Origin of the sequence: Fibrobacter sp. UWR3 (assembly GCF_900143055.1) — a bacterium.
In the GTDB taxonomy this organism is placed as follows: Bacteria; Fibrobacterota; Fibrobacteria; order Fibrobacterales; family Fibrobacteraceae; genus Fibrobacter.
In genome coordinates, this window is record NZ_FRCW01000007.1 from 194,674 (window position 1) to 212,187 (window position 17,514).

A 17,514-nucleotide genomic window follows, 5' to 3' on the forward strand; every position below is an offset into this window, starting at 1 on the left:
CGAGGCTCCCCCAAAAAGGTACTTTTCTAAAAAAGGAAATTTATTTCTAGAGGCGCTTACTCCCTCACCACCCCGAAGCAAGCGCCGAAACCACAAGGGGGTGGACTAACTGAGCGGCTCGCCGCCCAAAGGATAAAAAAATGACAGATCGCGAGGAAGCCGAATTCCGCGAAGAAGCCGATGGCCTGTTCGACAACATGGACCGCGACGAGATGGAAGATTGGTTCGAAGGTGACGACTAAATCGACGATGTGACTGACTAATACATTGTCCTGACAGACACACTGCAGCGTGAAAGTGGCTCCGTGACTATGGGGCCACTATTTTTTTTTGGGGGGGGGCTATCCTATTGACTGTTCATCACCCGCCGTACACCTTTCCCGCCTTCTCGAACTGCTCCTTGAACCACAGGCGCAGTTCCCGCGGGGCGAGGACATCGGCGTCGCTCAGGAACTGCGGAAAGTACACCTTTGCGAGTTTCTCGGAGCACTCGAAGGTGTAGGTGCCGGCGCTGTTTACCTCGGCGGTTGCGGCAGCTTGCGCTGATCCGCTTTCGCCAAAGGCAATCACTTTCGGACGGTTGGTGGTGAGCTTGTTGTAGCGCGTGGCACCTTCTTCGGTGAGTTTCACTTTGATGCTTTGTCCGTAACACAGGAACGGGTCGAAGTGCTCACGGAATACTTCCGCCTGGTGCGAGAGCTCAAAGTTTTCGCAGTGGAACGCCTTGCTCGCGGTGTCGGGGGCGACTCCCCGGATGTGGTAGAGCCGCAGTGAATGGAATCGCGCACTGGCAGCGGCGCACTCTACTTTGTCGTCGCACACCACCACGTATGCCCGCACCTGCGACGGCGAGAACGCCAAGAAGCATGGCGAAACGCACTTTCGTTCTCCGCGGTAGGTGAGTGAAACATTGGTGCGGGACTCCGCGGCGGCATTCAGCTTGTCCAGTTCGTTGCGAAAAATGAAGCATTCGCGCTTGCCGCGGGGCATGTTCACGTAGCATTCAAAGTAGTAGCGGCAGAGGGTCGCGATTTTGGTGCCCGCGTTCTTGGTAAATGAATTCGCGAAGTTCGCAAAGCTTTCGCCTGTCTGGTTCAGCGAGAACTGCAACGGCGGCACATTTTTGTACAAAGTATCGTCGGCGCCGATTCTGGTCGGGTCGGGCGGCGCAAATTCCGCATAGCGGGCGAGTATCCTGTTGCATAGGTCGCTCAGGCTCTTGAGTCCGTAATCTTCGGCGTCGAGTTCCATTTGCGAACGCAGCAGGTGCGATACGGCGACTTTGATTTTCTTCGATACGTTAATCATGCCATAAAGATACATTTCAAAACGCCTTAAAGGAACCCTTGTGTCACAAAAACGAAAGTTCCAAAAAATAGGCCCCGCTATAAATAATGTCGCGAAATTTTGCTGTTTTCGCTAATTTGCGAATCCGTAAAAGTTCCTGCCTGTAGAACAAAAAAATAATGCCTGTTTGAGCAATCGCCATCCGAGGCTAAATTAGTAGGGATTCCCACCTTGCTTCGACAACGCTCAGCACAGGTTGCGGGAATGACAAGGAGGCCGTTATGGCAAAGAAAGAAGAAATCGAAATTGAAACCGAAGAATCGTCAAGCATCCTCGACGACATCTATGACCTAGCACACGACATTTTCCCCGATGCGACCGAAAGGTTCCACAGGAAGGTGGGCGACCTGCTGGAAGGCGCCGCAAACTACATCGAAAACATCACGCCCTCGTGGGAAGCGGGTTGCGACCGCATCTTCAACAAGGTGATGAACTTTTTGGACGGTGCCGAGGAAAAGAGCCTGAAGGCTATCGATAGGGTGCAGCATAGCCCGGTGGGAGCTGCCATCGACCAGATATACAAAAGGAACCATCCCGATTTGTGAGATGGTTCCCTAAGCTTATGCCGCCATGGGCCACATCCCGCCGAACGCATCGTAGATGCGCTTCTTGATATTGCTGAGCGTCTGGCGCGAGCAGCCGAGTGCCTTGCAGATTTCGCCGGTATGCTTCTTCGCATCCGTGCCGAGCGAGCAGTACAGCTCGATGTAGCGGAACTCGATGCTGTCCTCGCCGAAGTGTTCCTCGATCAGGTCGATGAGGTCGAAGCAGAAGTCGTGCTCTTCCGCGTCGGCATCCTTCTTTTCTGACCATTCGGCGGTCTTGGCGTCGAACAGGTTCACGACGCGCGAGTTCATCTCGTTTTCGTCGTAGTCGGAACGCGTGTCCACGCTTTCGACGTTGTCCGGATTGTCCAGACCTTCGGCATGGCTCTTGTTACGGATGCGGTCCTTGGCAGCCATGTTCATGCGGAACGCAAGGTGGTTCTTGAAGCTGCCGCGCTCCGGCTTGTAGGTGTCCACGCACTTGCGGAAGACCTCGAGGATGTCGTAATCCGCGAGAGCGGTCTCGAAGTCGCAGGAGTACCCGACCTTTGCCTTGCCCGTGATGCCGTCGGGTCCGAACTCGTGCGTCTTCTTCATGAAGCCGTAGAGGGAGCTGAACAGCTGGTTCTCGGCGGCGTAGTCACCTTGGCGGATAGCCATGATGAGGTCCATCTCCTCTTCCTTGGAGAGGTTGTACTTGGCGGTGGTCTTCTGGGTCTGCTTCATAGACATAATTCCCTTTTCCCGGCCTCGATGGTCGGGCTTGATTGTTTTGATGCCCCGGTTTTGGGGTATCGAGTTATGGGAAGAAGGGTAGGGGCGGCGGCGCGTTCCCATGCGCGTCTGTCGGGTCCCCTGCTGCGTTATGTCTTGTTGGCGGGAAAAAAGGAATTCAATATTCGCATACTTCCTTATCGATTCGGGTTTGTGGTTTGTAAAGTCTTTTCTCAAAATTTCTTCCTCGGTTCCTTTGGGTGGCCTCCCATATAAGGGACAGTTTTTTGTCAAAAAATGTCAAAAACGAGGCCTCGTGCGATCGTAATTGCCGATTTTGAACAAATTTTGTAATCTACTATGCAAAATCGCGTGATTTTTCTCACATTTGGCATCGGCGATTTTTGGCACGCTCCATGCCAGCCGTGCCAATTCTAGCCCTCCCGTGCCAATTCCTGACCGTCCCCATTAACTATATTTGTCGCACTATGGCTCTTTGCTTAGAAACCGAACAACTGGAAACCGTCCAGCGAATCCTTTCCCTCCATTTCGAGGGGCTGGAGGTCTGGGCATACGGTCCCAGGCTCACGGGCGTGGACCTTACCCCGGAAACGGAACTCGACCTTGTAGTCATTGCCGAAAGGCCCCTCTCTTTCGAGGCGATGACCGCGGTGGAGAAGGCGTTTGCCGAAAGCGGTCTTTCGTTCCGCGTGGATGTCATGGACTGGGCCAAGCTCCCGGAAACCATGCAGAAACAAATCAAGAAAGAACACGAAGTGGTTCAAACTGTCGCCGAAGACTAGCGCAGTAGATTATTATGAATCGACTCTTACCTTTTCTCATTGTGTGCGCGTTCGCTACGGCCCTCTTTGCCCAGGACGACGTGTCGAAGGCCAAGTCCCTCATCCGCGAAGGCAAGTGTGCCGAGGCGGCTCCCGCGCTCCAGAAACTTTCCGATTCCAAGAGCTTCCGCAAGCACGAAGGTGCCCAGGCCGCAGTGCTCCTCACGGAGTGCTACCTGCGCGAACACAAGCGTGCCGATGCCCTGAAGCTTGCCTCCAAGTTCCTCGAGTACCATGTGGCTTCCGAGTACCGCGAGCGCATGGAACTTGCGCGCGCCATCGTGCTTACCGAGCAGGGTTCCGTCTACGAGGGTGTCGAGGCGATGCTCCGCATTCTCGCCTATACCAAGAACCCGGCCGCGAAGAGCCACACGAAGGATGTCGCTATCCAGACGTTGGCGGCAAGCCTCCTGAATGCCGACCAGCTGCAGGCGCTTATGGAAAAGTACCCGGTCGACAAGGACGTGGTGGGCTGGATGCAGCTCCAGATGGGCCGCGAATGCCAGAACGCCAAGCGCTACCGCGCCGCCCGCTACTGGTACAAGAAGGTATTGAACGGCAGTGTCGCCGAGAACCTTTCCGCTACGGCCCAGCAGGGCCTCGAATCCCTCGAGGGTCTTGGCGCCGGCAAGCCCACCATCCTGGTGCTCGCGCCGCTTTCGGGTGACTTTGCAGAATTCGGCGCCGCCGCGGTGCGGGGCGTGTACCTCGCCCACGAACAGTCCGGCCTCGGCAAGAAGGTGCGCATCCGCATCGCCGATACCCGCGCCGACGCCTCTATCGCCCTCATGCGAACCCAGCAGGCGGTGAACCAGGATAGTATCGTCGCAGTCATCGGCCCCATCATGAGCGCACCCGCCGCGACCGTTGCCGCCTGGCTCGGCAGCAACTTCCAGAACATCCCGATGCTTACCCCGACCGCGACCGACGACGGCATCGCGAAGATGGGTCCGAACATTTTCCAGGTGAATATCACGATGGACAACCTCGCGCAGAAGATTGCGGACTTTGCCACCAAGTGCCTTGACATCCGCGAGTTCGCGGTGCTTAGCCCGCTGGGCGATTACGGCGCCGCCATGTCGCAGAGCTTTACCCGCGCGGTGGAGCGTCGCGGCGGCAACGTGGTAGCCTTCCGCAGTTACGAGGAGGGCCGCCCCGACTACGCGACCGAATTCAAGCTGCTCCGCGACGTGCGCTACAAGCAGGAAAACCGCCGCAGGAACATTGCCCGCGGGGCCTCCGACCTCGATGCGGTGAACGCCCGCGAGCGCCGTGACTACCTGGCCGATTCCACGATGAAGATTCCCGGCATATTCATTCCCTCCACCAACCCGGGCGACGCGGGCCTCATGGTGGGGCAGGTCGCCTACAACAAGATTTCGGGCACCATGCTCGGTGCCTCGGGCTGGTATGGCCGCGAACTCCTGATCCAGGGCAAGCACCTCGTGGACAGTACCTATTTCAGCGTGCCTGGCCTCGACATCTCGGGCAACAAGGACAAGTTTGATGAATTCGCGAAGGCGTTCAAGGAAAAGTGGGGCGAAGATCCCGCCGAAGACAAGGTGAGCGGCCTCAGCTACGATGCGGCGAATATCGTGTTCTCGGGTATCCAGAAGAACGCCGAAAGCCTCACCAAGTACTTGAACAACACGCCCTCGTTCGAGAGCGTGTATGGCGAAATCAAGTTTGTACGTGGAGCGAACACGAACACGAAGGTCGTGACAGTCCGCAAGGGCAAGTTCTACGTGATGGAAGGCTGCAACCTGCCTGCATCCGCACAGCCCACCGCAGAATCCGACAAGAAAGAAGAAAAGAAGAAAAAATAATTTATTCGTAGCGCCGTAAGGCGCCCACGCAAATAATCCGCGCCGACCAGCAACTAGTGATGTGAACGAAGCGGATTATTAAGTGTTGGGAGGGTCTTAGGGAGGGCATAGCCCTCCCTTGTCGCATAAAGGAAACCCGCGGCAGCACACCGTGGGCTCCTTTTTTTACAGAGAGAAAATTCTCGCTATCCCGCGTCGGCAAAATCCAGATCGTCGTCAATCTCGCAGTTGGGGCCCGCGATGCAGGCGGCGACGTAGTCGGCGGATTCTCCGCTCCGGTAATACACCTGCAGGCTCGAGTCGTCCACGAGGGATTCCAGCGGAGTGCTGCAGATGGCGCTCAACTCCTCGCGGATCCTGTTCTTGAAGGCCTTGAACCCGGAGTTGATCAGGTAGAATGATATCGCGGATGTTTTATGGATTGGTTTCATGGTTGCCTCCATACGCTTATCGCAATTTTCTACGGTTTTGTCATGTCGTGCTCGTCCCTCTTGCCGGCGGTTGGTGACATGATTGTTAAAACATTGTGGATTTCTTGTTTTTATTATAGATTTTATAGGCCCCGAAAGACCACCATTTGTAAAGAAATATTCTTATTGTAAGTTTCGGCAGCGCGTGCCGCAAGTGCCCATAATACAAGGTTTGCAGGGCTTCGGGATATCCGTAACTCGTTGATTCTAAAGGGGATAATTTGCCGTTTTTTGACAGGGCTGTATCCTTGTTGAACGTGTTTTCCAATTATTCCATGTTGGATTATAAAATTGCGCCCTGTTTTTGCCCTTCACTTATGAACATGCGCCGAAAGCTTGTTTGTGGACTGCTTGTGAATAGCCAAATTTTTTATTTTTGGAGTATTGTGTTTACCCGTATCTTGGCACTTGTGGTACTGCCTTTCGCGCTCGCCTTTGGCGGGTCGCTTACGCTTGCGCTCCCGGCGCCCCTGATGCAACTGTCCGAGCAGGTGACCGAGAAGTCCATGGCGCTCGATTACGACGGTGCCATGGCGCTCGCAAAAAAAGTCCGCGGGAGTGACGACGGTGTAGGCTGCGTGCTCGAGAACATCGTTCGCGTGAGCCGCTATGACGACCTGGGCGATACGGTGGCGTTGCAGAAGGCGGGTGTGAACCTCGAGAAGTGCGCTTCTACCGGGCTGTGGGAGGCTCTCCGCAAGTTCGAGCTGGGCTACGTGCAGAGCGAGTCGGGCCATTCGGTGAAGGGCGCCATGACTACGCGCTCTGCGGCAAAGCTGTTCGAGGAGTCTCCGGAACAGGAGTCGCGCGCCTTCTACGCGATATACGCATACTACATAGACAAGAGTTTCAGTTGGGTGCCGTTCAAGTCCGATCGCCGCAGCGAATACCTTGCGGTGCTCGATTCCGTTGCTACGGGCTCCAAGCGGTTCTGGCCGCTGTACCTCACTTCGCTAGTTTGGATGCATTATGACAGGGGTGACTTTAATGCGGGTCTCAAGCTTACGCAGCGCGGGCTCGGCAAGGTCCCGAACCATCCGGTGCTGTTGCAGGTCAAGGCCGACATGCTCTACAGGCTCAAGCGCTACAAGGAGGCTGCCGCAATCTACGAGAAGAGTGCCGCGGACTACATGGCGCGTACGGGCAAGTCCATTCGCTACTGGTGCGCGGTGATGAACCTCGTGCGCATCTACGCCGACATGGGCGACAAGGCCAAGATGCAGGCGTGGCGTGAAAAGCTTTCGGACGATACGTTCAAGAAGATGAAGGACTGGATGCCGGGCTCCCTGACGGACGACCTGGACAAGAGGGACTTGCTGGACTAGCTTTGTAAAATTTTCACGTAAACAAAATTTTATTGGCTCATTTTAGGGGGGATTTCCGTTTTAAGGATAGGAACACTTAAAAACGGAGATTCCCATGACGACAAAAGCACCCTTGCGTGTATTCTTCATCGTGGACGGATACACGCTCAAGAAAGCCAACGACTACTACAGGCTTTACCACCCTTGCCACACGCCGCTCGACTTCCGCGCCATCAAGAACTGGGCGCGGAAGGAGGCGCTCCGCCTGTTCACGCCAGTATCGCGGTACGCGCAGATGCAGTGCCATTACTACCATCCGTACAAGGACCCGCAAATGTACTGCCATTCGCACGGAATCTCGTGCCTGGAACGGGAACTCAGGTATACCGGGTTCCAGATCCACTACTGCGAGCAGATTGGGCCCGATGGCGTAAAGCCCAACATGTCGCTCATGGAAGACGTGATGATGTTTGCGACATACAGCAGGATGGACGCGCTGGTGCTCCTGAGTTCGCAGAGGCAGTTCGCGCCCTTGCCCGAAAAGCTCTCTGCGATGGGCATCAAGACGCTCCTTATGGGCTGGAACTTCCAGTACGTGAAGAACGACCGCAATGTGGTGTGGAAGACCGACCGGAACCTAAAGGAAAACGCCACGTTCTACGTGGCGATGGATTGCGTGGCCGAAGGCCTAATGGGTACCGCGGGTAGCGGCCTCTTTTGCGATGGGTAAAAATAAAGCGCGAGCGGTCTCTACAGCTTATCGGCCTGCTTGCGCTGCCAGTCACTCATGAAAATCCAGGTGACGCGCAGACCCACGAACCAGGTGTCGCCGTTGTTGTCGGTGTCGAACGGACCGTGCTCGACGAGCTTGCCCTCGACTTCGAGGTCGCTGTAGTCGACGTGGCGGTAGCCGCCGTAGATGCCGATGGCGATGGGGTCGAATTCCAGGCGGAGTTCAAGTTCGGTATTGAACGACATGTCCATCGTGCTGTAGTAGCGGTCGCGCAGGTCTACGTAGTTGCTGTTCTCGCCGATGGCAAAGTTCGATGCCATGTGGAAGTTCATGAGGTTGAAGCCGAAGCCCACGGCCGGGATGAGGTTGATGAACGTGTGCTCGCCGAAGAGTTTCCATGCGAACATCCAGTCCACGCCGTAAGAGAACCACTTGACGTCGTACAGGGGCATCTTTTCGGAGTTGCCGGAAGACTCGCCTGTTACGTTGTAAGTTTCGGCGGGGCGTTCCGAAATCTGGGTCGGAGTCAGGTTGATGTTGAACCAGGTGAGGAACTGCTTGTACTGCGCACCGATGTTCAGGTGCAGCCCGACATACCAGTCGTCGAACGGGGCATACTTCAGTGTGCCGGAATAGCGTTCGGCTGTGCCCGAGCTGTCCTTTATCATGTGGCCCGGATTGATTCTCGCAATGGTGTTCACGTAGTCGTTGAAACCGTCGAACATGCCGCGGTAGTCAGCGCCGAAGGAGATGAACCCGCGGATATGGTCCTTCTCGTAGAAACCGTCTTCCGAATCTGCGAACGCGCTTGTCGCGAACGTGAGTGCGCAGAGGAGCGAGACCAGGTAAACTATTTTTGTCTTCATACAAGACTCCGAAATAAGTAAATTCCGGTGTATAAAATACATTATCTTTTGCACATGTGCAGGGAAAATTTTCATAAAGTGTTAAAAATCAACGATTTACGTGCTTTTTTGAGGCCGTTCCTGGGGGCTAGGTTGGCTCTCGCGGTGCTTGTCGCCCTGTTTTTTGCCGCCTGCGGGGGGGATTCCCGCGGGGAAACGTCTTCCCGCGAATCGCGGGCAGGCAACGCTCCCCTCTGTTCGGATTCCGTGCAGTTTTACCCCTTGGAATACGCCCGCCTGCTCCGGATGGGTGTATCCTGCGGGCAGCCGCTGGCCGAAATCCGCTCCGTAGTCGGGCGCGATACGCTGGTCAAGCGCTTCGTGCTGGTGGATTCCGCCCTCGCTTCCGATACCGCGACGCTCCGGAAGCTTTCCGCGGGCAGGGAATGGGCGGGCGCGGTGCCCCTCCGGGTTCCGCTCCGGCGCGTGGTCGTGCTGTCTTCGGCGCAACTCGGGTTCATGCTCCGCCTCGGGGTGGAGTCCCGCATAGTGGGCGTGGGCGAGGGCAAGTATATCATAGATTCCGCGCTTGCCGCGCGCGTGACTGCGGGTGAAATCGTGGAGGTCGGGAACGGTCCTCAGGTATCGCTCGAGAAGGTGGTGTCGCTCAAGCCCGACCTCGTGATGACATTCGCGACCGGCGGCGCCTACGACGATTACGAAAGGCTCGCCACGCTCGATATTCCGCTCATGCTTACCTCGGAATGGCAAGAAGACACTCCGTTCGCGAAATTCGATTGGATTAGTTTGTTTGCAAAACTCTTCGGTGTGGAACCGCAGGCGGCGCTCGTTACGAAAACGTATTCGGGCTTGATTCCCGATATGGCGAAGAAGGAAGCTGACCCGCTTACGGCCTGCAGGGCAAACGGCCCGCGCGTAATTGCGGGCATGGCGTATGGCGGAGTGTGGTATGCACCGGGTGGCAGGAGCTATACCGCAAGCCTTATCAGGCAGGCGGGCGGCTGTTACTTGTGGGCGGGCGATACCACTCGCGAGATGAAGCTTTCACTCGAAGAAATCTTTGCGGTTGCCGACAGCGCCAATGTGTGGGTGAATCCCGGGATATACGGCACGCCCGAAGAAATCCTGGCCGCGGAACCGCGTCTCTCCCGCATAAGGGCGTTCAGGGAAAAGCGCGTGTGCCAGAACGATGCCCGCAAGAGCGCGGGTGGCGGGAACGACTTCTACGAGGGGGCGGTCGCAAGGCCCGTGGAACTGGTATGGAATCTTCATGGTTGCATCTTTGGGGAAAAAGCGCCCAAAACCGGCGAAAAAAAGCCGGATGAACCTTACAGATGGTATAGAAATATTTATAATTAACGTATATGATGAAGACTCCTACAGGTATTGGTGGCTGGATTGCCTCCAGCTACGAAGCAAAGGTCCCGTTCCTGCAGCAGGTGCCGCGTGAATGTGCCGACTTCTTGCTGCTGAACGCCCAGATCCGCGAGTACGATGCTGGCGAGATCATTGTCCAGGGCGGAGTGGAAGGGCAGTTCTTCTGCGTGATGCAGAGCGGCCGTGCGCAGGTGTGCGGCCAGATTCTCCCCGATGGGCATTACAGCGTGCTTGCCTATATCGAAAGTGGCGCATGCTTTGCCGAAATGTCGATTCTTTGTAACGAACCCACGAGCAACACGATTATCGCTGCCGAGGATGGCTGCACGGTGCTTCACATCCCGAAGGCCGAGTTCGTCAAGTTCCTGGACAAGAACCCCAACATCATGGTGTTCCTGTACAAGGTGGTGTGCGACAGCCTCCGTGCGAAGAACAAGGCGTTCGACGAGTTCCAGCGCCTCTCGCTCCTTGCTTCGGGCAAGGTGTTGCCGTTTATCGATTTCGCGCAGACCATGGAAAAGAGCCGCATTACCGGTACGGTGATTTGCGAATCGAACCAGGGCGGTAGGGGCTTTGTCGCGTTCCAGGATGGCCGCATCTGCTGTGCCAAGTGCGGTAAACTGGCAGGGCCGGATGCACTCGAGCAGATTCTTGCATGGGGCGACGACTCCATGTACAAACTCGATACGCACCTGATGCCCGAGACGACGAACATCAACCAGATGGCCGATACCACGAGCCTCATTCTGGATGCGCTCAGAAATATTGATGAAAAACAAGGTGCCCGCTAGCAGGGCAAAACAAAGTGCCCGATTCCGGGCAAAGGAAAAAAGATGAATTACGCAGACGCAGGAGTTTCCCTGGCCCGAGCTGACGAGGCGATGGTCGGTGTCAAGAAATCCGTACGTACTACATTCAACCAGGGCGTCCTCGGTGACGTCGGCAACTTTGGCGGTCTCTTCACGCTGAACCACCTCGGCATGAAGGACCCGGTTCTCGTGAGTTCCGTCGACGGCGTGGGCACCAAGCTCAAGGTTGATATCGAGATGGGCACGCACGAACTGCCGGGCCAGGATATCGTGAACCACTGCTGTGATGATATCCTCGTGCAGGGCGCGCGCCCGCTGTTCTTCCTGGACTACGTGGCTACGGGCCGCCTGGAACCGGGCGTCATGGACAAGCTCGTTGCCGGTATGGCCAAGGCCTGCCGCGAGAACGACCTCGTTTTGATTGGCGGTGAAACTGCAGAAATGCCGGGCTTCTACGGTCCGGGCGACTACGACATTTCCGGCACCATCGTGGGTGTCGTGGAACGTGAAAACATCATCGACGGCAAGAAGATCAAGCCGGGTACCATCATTCTCGGTCTGCCTTCTACCGGTCTCCACACCAACGGTTACTCGCTCGCCCGCAAGGTGCTGTTCGACGTGGCCGGTTACAAGGTGGATACCCTCGTCGACGGCATGGACAAGACGATTGGCGAAGCGCTCGCCGTGCCGCACCGCAGCTACTACCCGAGCCTCATCGACCTCTGCAACAAGAAGATTATCCAGGGCCTCGCCCACATCACGGGTTCGGGCTACCAGGGCAACATCCCGCGTATCCTCCCGGACGATGTCGACGTGATTATCGACCGTACCACGTGGGACCCGCCGATGATCTTCAAGCTCATCCAGCAGGCTGGCTCTGTGGAGAAGGACGAGATGTACAATACCTTCAACATGGGTATGGGCATGCTCATCTTCATCGACCCCTCTGACAAGGCCGAAGTCACTGCACACCTCGAAGCCAAGGGCGAGAAGTGGACGCAGATCGGTGAAGTTGTTGCCGGCACCAAGCAGGTGAAGTTCAGAGATTAGTTATTGGTAGTTAGTCATTAGTTGTTAGTTGAAATAATCGCGCCTTTGGCGCCTAACTAAGGCTAGTGACTAATAACTAGTGACCAATGACCAAAAGGCTTGCACGCTAAGTGCGGCCTTTTTTTGCAATGTGCGACTATGGAGGGCAGGTTGAAATACAACCTGCTCGGAATAGTCGGCAAAGTCCTTGGTAATTTTGCTAGATGCAATTCTTATGGGCAAGGACTTTGCTTTTTGTGAAGCGGTCTTTTTTTGTGGCGAAAAGTCGCACAATCCTGTGAGATTGGGCACTCGCGGGCACGTTTTGGGAACACAAAGTTGCGTCAAATTGCTTTTTTACTTCCGCATTTGGGGAACAGAATATATTTTTAAGGGCGTAAATAGAAAAGGAGCTTTATGAAAAGACGTTTTGTGAAGATGATGGTTGCGGCCAGCGCCGTGGCTGCCCTCTGTGCTTGCGGTGACGATTCCGCCTCGAGCCCGAATAATCCCCCTTCCGCCAATACAGAATGCGCGGGTATTGTCGCCACTGCGGATGCCTTCGTTTTGAACGCGAATGGCGTGTACGTGATTTACGCCGACGGCAATGTGACCGATGCAGCCGGAAATCCTGTCGGTTATTTTGCTGACGGAGTCCTGATGGACTTGAGCGGTGCTCCCATCACGGCGGGCGTTGACCTGAATGCACTTACTGTCTGCCCGGCGAATGCGACGGTGGACCCGGGTACGGGTGCGATTGTGCCGGTGAGTTCCTCCTCCGCAGATGTCGTGAATCCGGCTGATCCCAATTCCTCTTCCGGCGTGAATCCGGTCGACCCGACTTCCTCGGGCACGGTTCTCTCGAGTGCAATTGACCCGACTTCTTCTAGCGGTGTAGGGCCCGTGAATCCGACCTCCAGCTCCGATGTGGCTCCCGAAAGCTCCAGCAGCGCAGAACCCGTCAAGCCGAGCGGTAACCCCGAAGAAGACATCAAGAAATATCCCGTGCCCACGCTCAAGACTATTCTCGGCAACGGCACCAGCGGCTGGAATACCCGCTACTGGGATGCCTGCAAGCCCCACTGCTCCCAGACGAGTACCGATGGCGCCGAAGGCAAGCCCAAGATCAATACCCAGGCGGAATACGAAGCCAGCCACTACACGGCCCGCGTCTGCAATATCCATGATATTGAAATTCCCACGTTTACCTACAGCAAGGGTCTGGAACGTTACTGGGTGGGTATCCAGAATACTCCGAATGCGTGTCAGGAAGCAAGTCCCGCATCTGGCGGCGGCTTCACCTGCACCGACATGGCTCCTGTGGCCGTGAACGATACCTTGGCGTACGCCTTCGTTGCCGGTAGCGATGCGACAACCTCGTGCGGCAAGTGCTTCCACTTGCAGTATGATGGTTCCTTCCATGATGCCAGCGCAAGCAATGGAGCCAAGGCGACGCACAAGGCTCTCAAGGGCAAGCATATCATTGTCATGGCATCCAATATCGGTCACGATGTGAAGCCGGGCCAGTTCGACCTCATGGTACCGGGCGGTGGTCCGGGTATCTTCAATGCCCTGCAGCTTCAGATTACCAAGCCCGGCATTGAATGGGGTGCTACTTATGGCGGCTTCTTGACATACTGCCAGAACGGAGAAAAGTGCGGTTATGATGGTACGCTGGATTGCTACCAGACTTGCGTCAAGGAAATGTGCGACGCGGCCTTTGGTGACTCCAACTATCCGAACCTGTTGCGCGGTTGCCATTGGTTTGCCGATTGGTTTATGGCAGCCGACAATCCGACCTACCAGTGGGAAGAAGTTGATTGCCCGCAGTACCTGGTCGACAAGTACCAGACGACGATCAGCACTTCCATTGAAACCAATATTCTGTTCCAGTCCGACTGGTCCCAGTACAAGGGCGGTGACTTTATCACTACGGACGCCTGCAGCAAGACCCCGAATGCACAGGGCGAATACTGCGACCCCGACCAGTTGGCTGCCGACAAGGCCAAGACTTACTAGTCCTTCGCCCCGTAACGAGGTGCTATGAAACGTAGATTGTTCAAGTTGATGGTTGCGGCCGGTGCGGTCGCAATGGTTTGCGCTTGCGGCGACGATGCCGCTTCGAACAACGCCACCAATCCGAACGCGGGCAATGATCCAGGTTCCAGCGCGATCGACAATCCGGTTTATTCGTCCGGTGTGGTTGACCCGGGCAATGTGACGGACCCGACCAACCCGATGTCATCGGCAGGCGTCGCCCAGAATCCGAATGACCCGTTATCGAGCGGCGCAGAACCGTTCTCCAGCGGCTCGTTGGTTCCGGGCTCCAGTGCCGGCGTAGTTCCCGAAAGCTCCAGCAGCAAGGAACCGGAACTTGACGCGAGCGGATTCCCAACGCTTGAATCTTATGGCCCGCCTCCTGCCGAATACACCAAGGACATCAGCGCCACGGCAAAACGCGGCTGGAATACCCGCTACTGGGACGCCTGCAAGCCGCACTGTTCCTGGCTTAGGGAAAACGCTAACGATGTGACTCGTGCAGACACGTCTTCCGATGAGGCGTACCTTGCCGACTATGGCACAGCACGTAACTGCAACATTCACGATGTCGAAGTGCCTACCTTTACCTTGGGTGATGTGTCGAAGTCCTGGTTCGGTTACAACGGGACCAGAAGCGCTTGCGGCGATGAAAAGGAAAAGGGCGTGTTCACCTGCACCGACATGGCGCCTATAGCCGTGAACGATACACTTTCTTATGCATACGTTGCGGGCACTGCCGATAGCAAGTGCGGCAAGTGCTATCACTTGCAGTACGATGGCCACTTCGCGAACGAAATGGAAAACAACCCGCCAAGGGAAACTCACAAGGCTCTCAAGGGCAAACACATGATCGTGATGGCCTCTAACATCGGTATGGATGTGGCTGGCGGCAATCCTAATCTTCCGGCGGGTCAGTTCGACTTGATGGTGCCGGGTGGTGGCGTGGGCGCCTTTGACGCTCTTACAACTCAGGTTCACAAGGGTGCTGGTTTTAACTGGGGCGCAGGTTTTGGCGGGTTCCTGACCGAATGCCAGAACCAACTCGGCTACGACGCTACTCTCGTCGCATACCAGACGTGCATTAAGGATATGTGCGACGCGGCTTTCGGCGACGCCGGCCTCCCGAACCTGTTGCGCGGTTGCCACTGGTTTGCCGACTGGTACAAGGCTGCAGACAATCCGACCTACTACATCGAAGAAGTAGATTGTCCGCAGTACTTGATCGACCATTACATGAGCCGATTCAATACCACTACGACAACCAATATCAAGAAGGTGACGGACTGGTCCACATACAAGGAAGGCGACGTGCTCGATACGCTCCATTGCTGGAAGGCAGGCGAGGCTCCCCCGGAAGACGGTTGGGTAAATCCGAGCGCCGGTTGCGATAATCCGTAGCGAGATACTCCGAAAATATTCAATGCCGGTTTCCTTGTGAAGACGGCATTTTTTTGTCTAGATTCCGATGCTCGGATTGAATGCGACAAATTGCCGATAAACGGTAATCGCAATCCCGTTTAGGAATATATTTTCTTGAGGTAAACTTGTTCCAATTTCTATATTCACTTGTTCGTTATACGGCGCAGTTATGTCTAGACTAGTTAACTTGTATGTGCTTCTGCTTGTTTTCGGGTCGCTTGTGCAGACGGTTTTTGCCGCTGCCCCGGATTTGGAAAAGGCCAAGCACGATGCCATTTATGGGTATTCCTCGGTAAGGACTGTCGAGGAACTGGATCGCCTTGCGCCGCCTGCCGGTTTTGTACTCCTTTCTTATGAAGAGGAATTTCTCCTGTACAGCAAGGCTATCCAGGATGCCGATGCCATAGACAAGCCGAAGTACTGGGAGCATATAGATTTTCTGCTCGCGAAACACGATTCCATTGTGGCGGTCCGCGAAAAGCTGCAGGTTGTCGGTGGGGAAAGCCTGCTCGAAAAGCGCCACCTGGCCATCAACGTGAACCATCGCGACTTGCGGTTTGCCATGGCGGTGAGGGATGTCCCGCGCGAGACGTGCGAGTTTTACGGGATATACCTGGAACGCCTCGCGCTGAACTATGGCGGTGGCGAACCGATGGAATTTGAAAACTCCGCAGCGGAATGGCGCGAGTTCCGCAAGCGTTACCCTGGGAGCCCTTATCTCGGCTGGATGCCTCCGGTGAGCCCCGAAACGGCGAAGGCTGCCGAGGACCAGCACCTGTCCGTGGATCCCAAGTGGATGCACTGGGCGCTGCTTGGCGGGTATTCCTATGCGATGTATTCCGGCGGATTGGAAAAAATGCTGGAGCCTTCGACCGGGTTCAACATCATGGCCGAATGGCAGATGTCGCGCATCCTGTTCCTGCTCCAGATGGGTTCTACTTCCGGTGACGATTTCAGTGATTTTTCCATAGCGCTGTCTGGCGGCTTCGCTCTTATGGAATGGAAATATTTCTCTGCCGATGTGATTTTTGGAGTGATCAGTGAAAGTTTGAGAATGAAAGGTGTAGACGATATCCCGTCGTCAAGAACCATGCTCGTTGGTGTGCAGGCCGATGGCTTTATTCCCGTAACGAATGTCCTTGATGTCGATATCCGTGCGCAGTTCTCCCTGCATTATTCCTCTTTTGAGATTGACGGTCGCAACAAGGGCGGTCTGGTCAAGGTATTGAATCTTTCTGCCGGGGTCCATTTCGGTGCGCCCAAAAGGAGTGGACGATGAAAAAGTTTACTGCTCCTTTGTTTGTGATTATGTTGTTCTTAATGATGTGTATGCTGAGTGGCTGTACCACGGTAATGAAACTCGCCGTTGACTGGATGAACTACACGCAGGATACCGACTATAGGGACAATGTGCCGGCTGGCGGCTGGGTGGATCCTGAATGGGAAGGCGTCCCGCGCAGTGTTACCGTACTTTATTCCGAGCCCATGTTCGACGGTTACGTTTCGTTCAAGAATGAGTGGCCTGAATACGGTGGCAATTTCAGCGGCTGGTTCAAGCAGCAGATGGATTATGCCGCGACGACGCTTAGCGTCCGTGCGGATGTGATGAGCGTCGATGATTCTGCGTTTGTGATGGAACGGCGCGAAGCCCTGTGGCGTCGTTATGGAACAGATGCAGATTCTGTCGCGGTGCCGTTACTTCGTGAGAAGTACAGGAAAGCTGTGGAAGATGTAGTTGTGGTAATATCTCCAGTCGTCATTGTTGCAAGCGAACGCGCAGATACTACGGGTGTAAAAACGGTGAAGGCGCTGTATTCCATTACCGATGTCAAGCGCGGAAAGCTTCTTGCGTACGGCAAGGTGGACGTCCGGGGAGAAATGGGACGTACGGCGAATGTTAGTTTGTCTGAAAAACTCCTGCATCTGGTTGTAGAGGGCACCCCGCTTTACCAGGTTCTGATGTTTTTACGATAATATTTTGAATGTTCTCGCTATATTATTTTGATTATGAGGGGCGGTTATGGCCGGGCGTTTACGAAAATAGTGAATAATATGTTGATAATCTGGCCAAAAGGTGGTTTTTAGCGGTTTTTTCAAAAAAAATGAAAAAAAGTGAAATTTTTTCGAGAAAAACCCTTGCCAAACTTCCAGAAAATTCTATAATTGGCCTCACCTTCGGAAACGATGGTACGG

General features: G+C 55.2%; 16 protein-coding genes. 12 read left to right on the plus strand and 4 right to left on the minus strand.

Annotation, left to right across the window (positions count from 1 at the left end; genetic code table 11):
- Positions 1–360: 360 nt before the first annotated feature.
- Complete coding sequence (locus BUA44_RS10775) at positions 361–1,308, minus strand: WYL domain-containing protein (protein ID WP_072811883.1); 948 nt, start codon at positions 1,306–1,308, stop codon at positions 361–363.
- 260 nt (positions 1,309–1,568) lie between these two features.
- Between BUA44_RS10775 and BUA44_RS10780 the strand changes: the two genes are divergently transcribed.
- Positions 1,569–1,892, plus strand: coding sequence for a hypothetical protein (locus BUA44_RS10780; protein ID WP_072811831.1), 324 nt, complete (start codon positions 1,569–1,571; stop codon positions 1,890–1,892).
- 15 nt (positions 1,893–1,907) lie between these two features.
- On the opposite strand, the gene BUA44_RS10785 is transcribed toward BUA44_RS10780, so the two are convergent.
- Positions 1,908–2,624: a hypothetical protein gene (locus BUA44_RS10785; RefSeq protein ID WP_072811833.1), complete on the minus strand. Its 717-nt coding sequence runs from the start codon at positions 2,622–2,624 to the stop codon at positions 1,908–1,910.
- A gap of 470 nt (positions 2,625–3,094) precedes the next feature.
- Between BUA44_RS10785 and BUA44_RS10790 the strand changes: the two genes are divergently transcribed.
- Together BUA44_RS10790 and BUA44_RS10795 are read left to right on the plus strand one after the other, a co-directional pair.
- Positions 3,095–3,409 carry a nucleotidyltransferase domain-containing protein gene (locus tag BUA44_RS10790; RefSeq protein WP_072811835.1) on the plus strand — a complete coding sequence of 105 codons (315 nt, stop codon included), beginning with the start codon at positions 3,095–3,097 and terminating at the stop codon, positions 3,407–3,409.
- A gap of 41 nt (positions 3,410–3,450) precedes the next feature.
- Entirely contained in the window at positions 3,451–5,274 is a 1,824-nt protein-coding gene (locus BUA44_RS10795) for a penicillin-binding protein activator (protein WP_255370534.1), read from the plus strand.
- 185 nt (positions 5,275–5,459) lie between these two features.
- On the opposite strand, the gene BUA44_RS10800 is transcribed toward BUA44_RS10795, so the two are convergent.
- The gene (locus BUA44_RS10800; RefSeq protein WP_254794715.1) at positions 5,460–5,705 is read right to left on the minus strand and encodes a hypothetical protein; all 246 of its coding nucleotides are present in this window, start codon (positions 5,703–5,705) and stop codon (positions 5,460–5,462) included.
- A gap of 449 nt (positions 5,706–6,154) precedes the next feature.
- Between BUA44_RS10800 and BUA44_RS10810 the strand changes: the two genes are divergently transcribed.
- The gene (locus BUA44_RS10810) at positions 6,155–7,069 is read left to right on the plus strand and encodes a tetratricopeptide repeat protein (protein ID WP_255370535.1); all 915 of its coding nucleotides are present in this window, start codon (positions 6,155–6,157) and stop codon (positions 7,067–7,069) included.
- 94 nt (positions 7,070–7,163) lie between these two features.
- Positions 7,164–7,778, plus strand: a complete 615-nt coding sequence (locus BUA44_RS10815; protein WP_141398295.1) for an NYN domain-containing protein — start codon at positions 7,164–7,166, stop codon at positions 7,776–7,778.
- A 20-nt stretch (positions 7,779–7,798) separates the two neighbouring features.
- Here BUA44_RS10815 and BUA44_RS10820 read toward each other — a convergent pair whose 3' ends face one another.
- On the minus strand, positions 7,799–8,647 hold the full coding sequence (locus BUA44_RS10820; protein WP_072811845.1) for a hypothetical protein: 849 nt from the start codon (positions 8,645–8,647) through the stop codon (positions 7,799–7,801).
- A 132-nt stretch (positions 8,648–8,779) separates the two neighbouring features.
- Here BUA44_RS10820 and BUA44_RS10825 point away from each other — a divergent pair, with 132 nt between their 5' ends.
- The 7 genes from BUA44_RS10825 to BUA44_RS10855 all read left to right on the plus strand — a co-directional run bounded on the left by BUA44_RS10825 (position 8,780) and on the right by BUA44_RS10855 (position 17,295).
- The gene (locus BUA44_RS10825; protein ID WP_178348786.1) at positions 8,780–10,006 is read left to right on the plus strand and encodes an ABC transporter substrate-binding protein; all 1,227 of its coding nucleotides are present in this window, start codon (positions 8,780–8,782) and stop codon (positions 10,004–10,006) included.
- A 5-nt stretch (positions 10,007–10,011) separates the two neighbouring features.
- Positions 10,012–10,815, plus strand: coding sequence for a cyclic nucleotide-binding domain-containing protein (locus BUA44_RS10830; RefSeq protein ID WP_254794713.1), 804 nt, complete (start codon positions 10,012–10,014; stop codon positions 10,813–10,815).
- Positions 10,816–10,857: 42 nt separating this feature from the next.
- The gene (gene purM, locus BUA44_RS10835; protein WP_072811847.1) at positions 10,858–11,883 is read left to right on the plus strand and encodes a phosphoribosylformylglycinamidine cyclo-ligase; all 1,026 of its coding nucleotides are present in this window, start codon (positions 10,858–10,860) and stop codon (positions 11,881–11,883) included.
- Positions 11,884–12,279: 396 nt separating this feature from the next.
- Positions 12,280–13,881 (plus strand): glycosyl hydrolase family 5, encoded by a 1,602-nt coding sequence (locus BUA44_RS10840; RefSeq protein WP_255370536.1) that lies wholly within the window; start codon positions 12,280–12,282, stop codon positions 13,879–13,881.
- A 24-nt stretch (positions 13,882–13,905) separates the two neighbouring features.
- Complete coding sequence (locus BUA44_RS10845) at positions 13,906–15,300, plus strand: glycosyl hydrolase family 5 (RefSeq protein ID WP_072811849.1); 1,395 nt, start codon at positions 13,906–13,908, stop codon at positions 15,298–15,300.
- Between the two features lie 190 nt (positions 15,301–15,490).
- Positions 15,491–16,600: a hypothetical protein gene (locus BUA44_RS10850; protein ID WP_143151957.1), complete on the plus strand. Its 1,110-nt coding sequence runs from the start codon at positions 15,491–15,493 to the stop codon at positions 16,598–16,600.
- Positions 16,601–16,641: 41 nt separating this feature from the next.
- A complete protein-coding gene (locus BUA44_RS10855; protein ID WP_143151958.1) occupies positions 16,642–17,295 on the plus strand; it encodes a hypothetical protein in 654 nt (217 codons plus the stop codon).
- Positions 17,296–17,514: the final 219 nt, after the last annotated feature.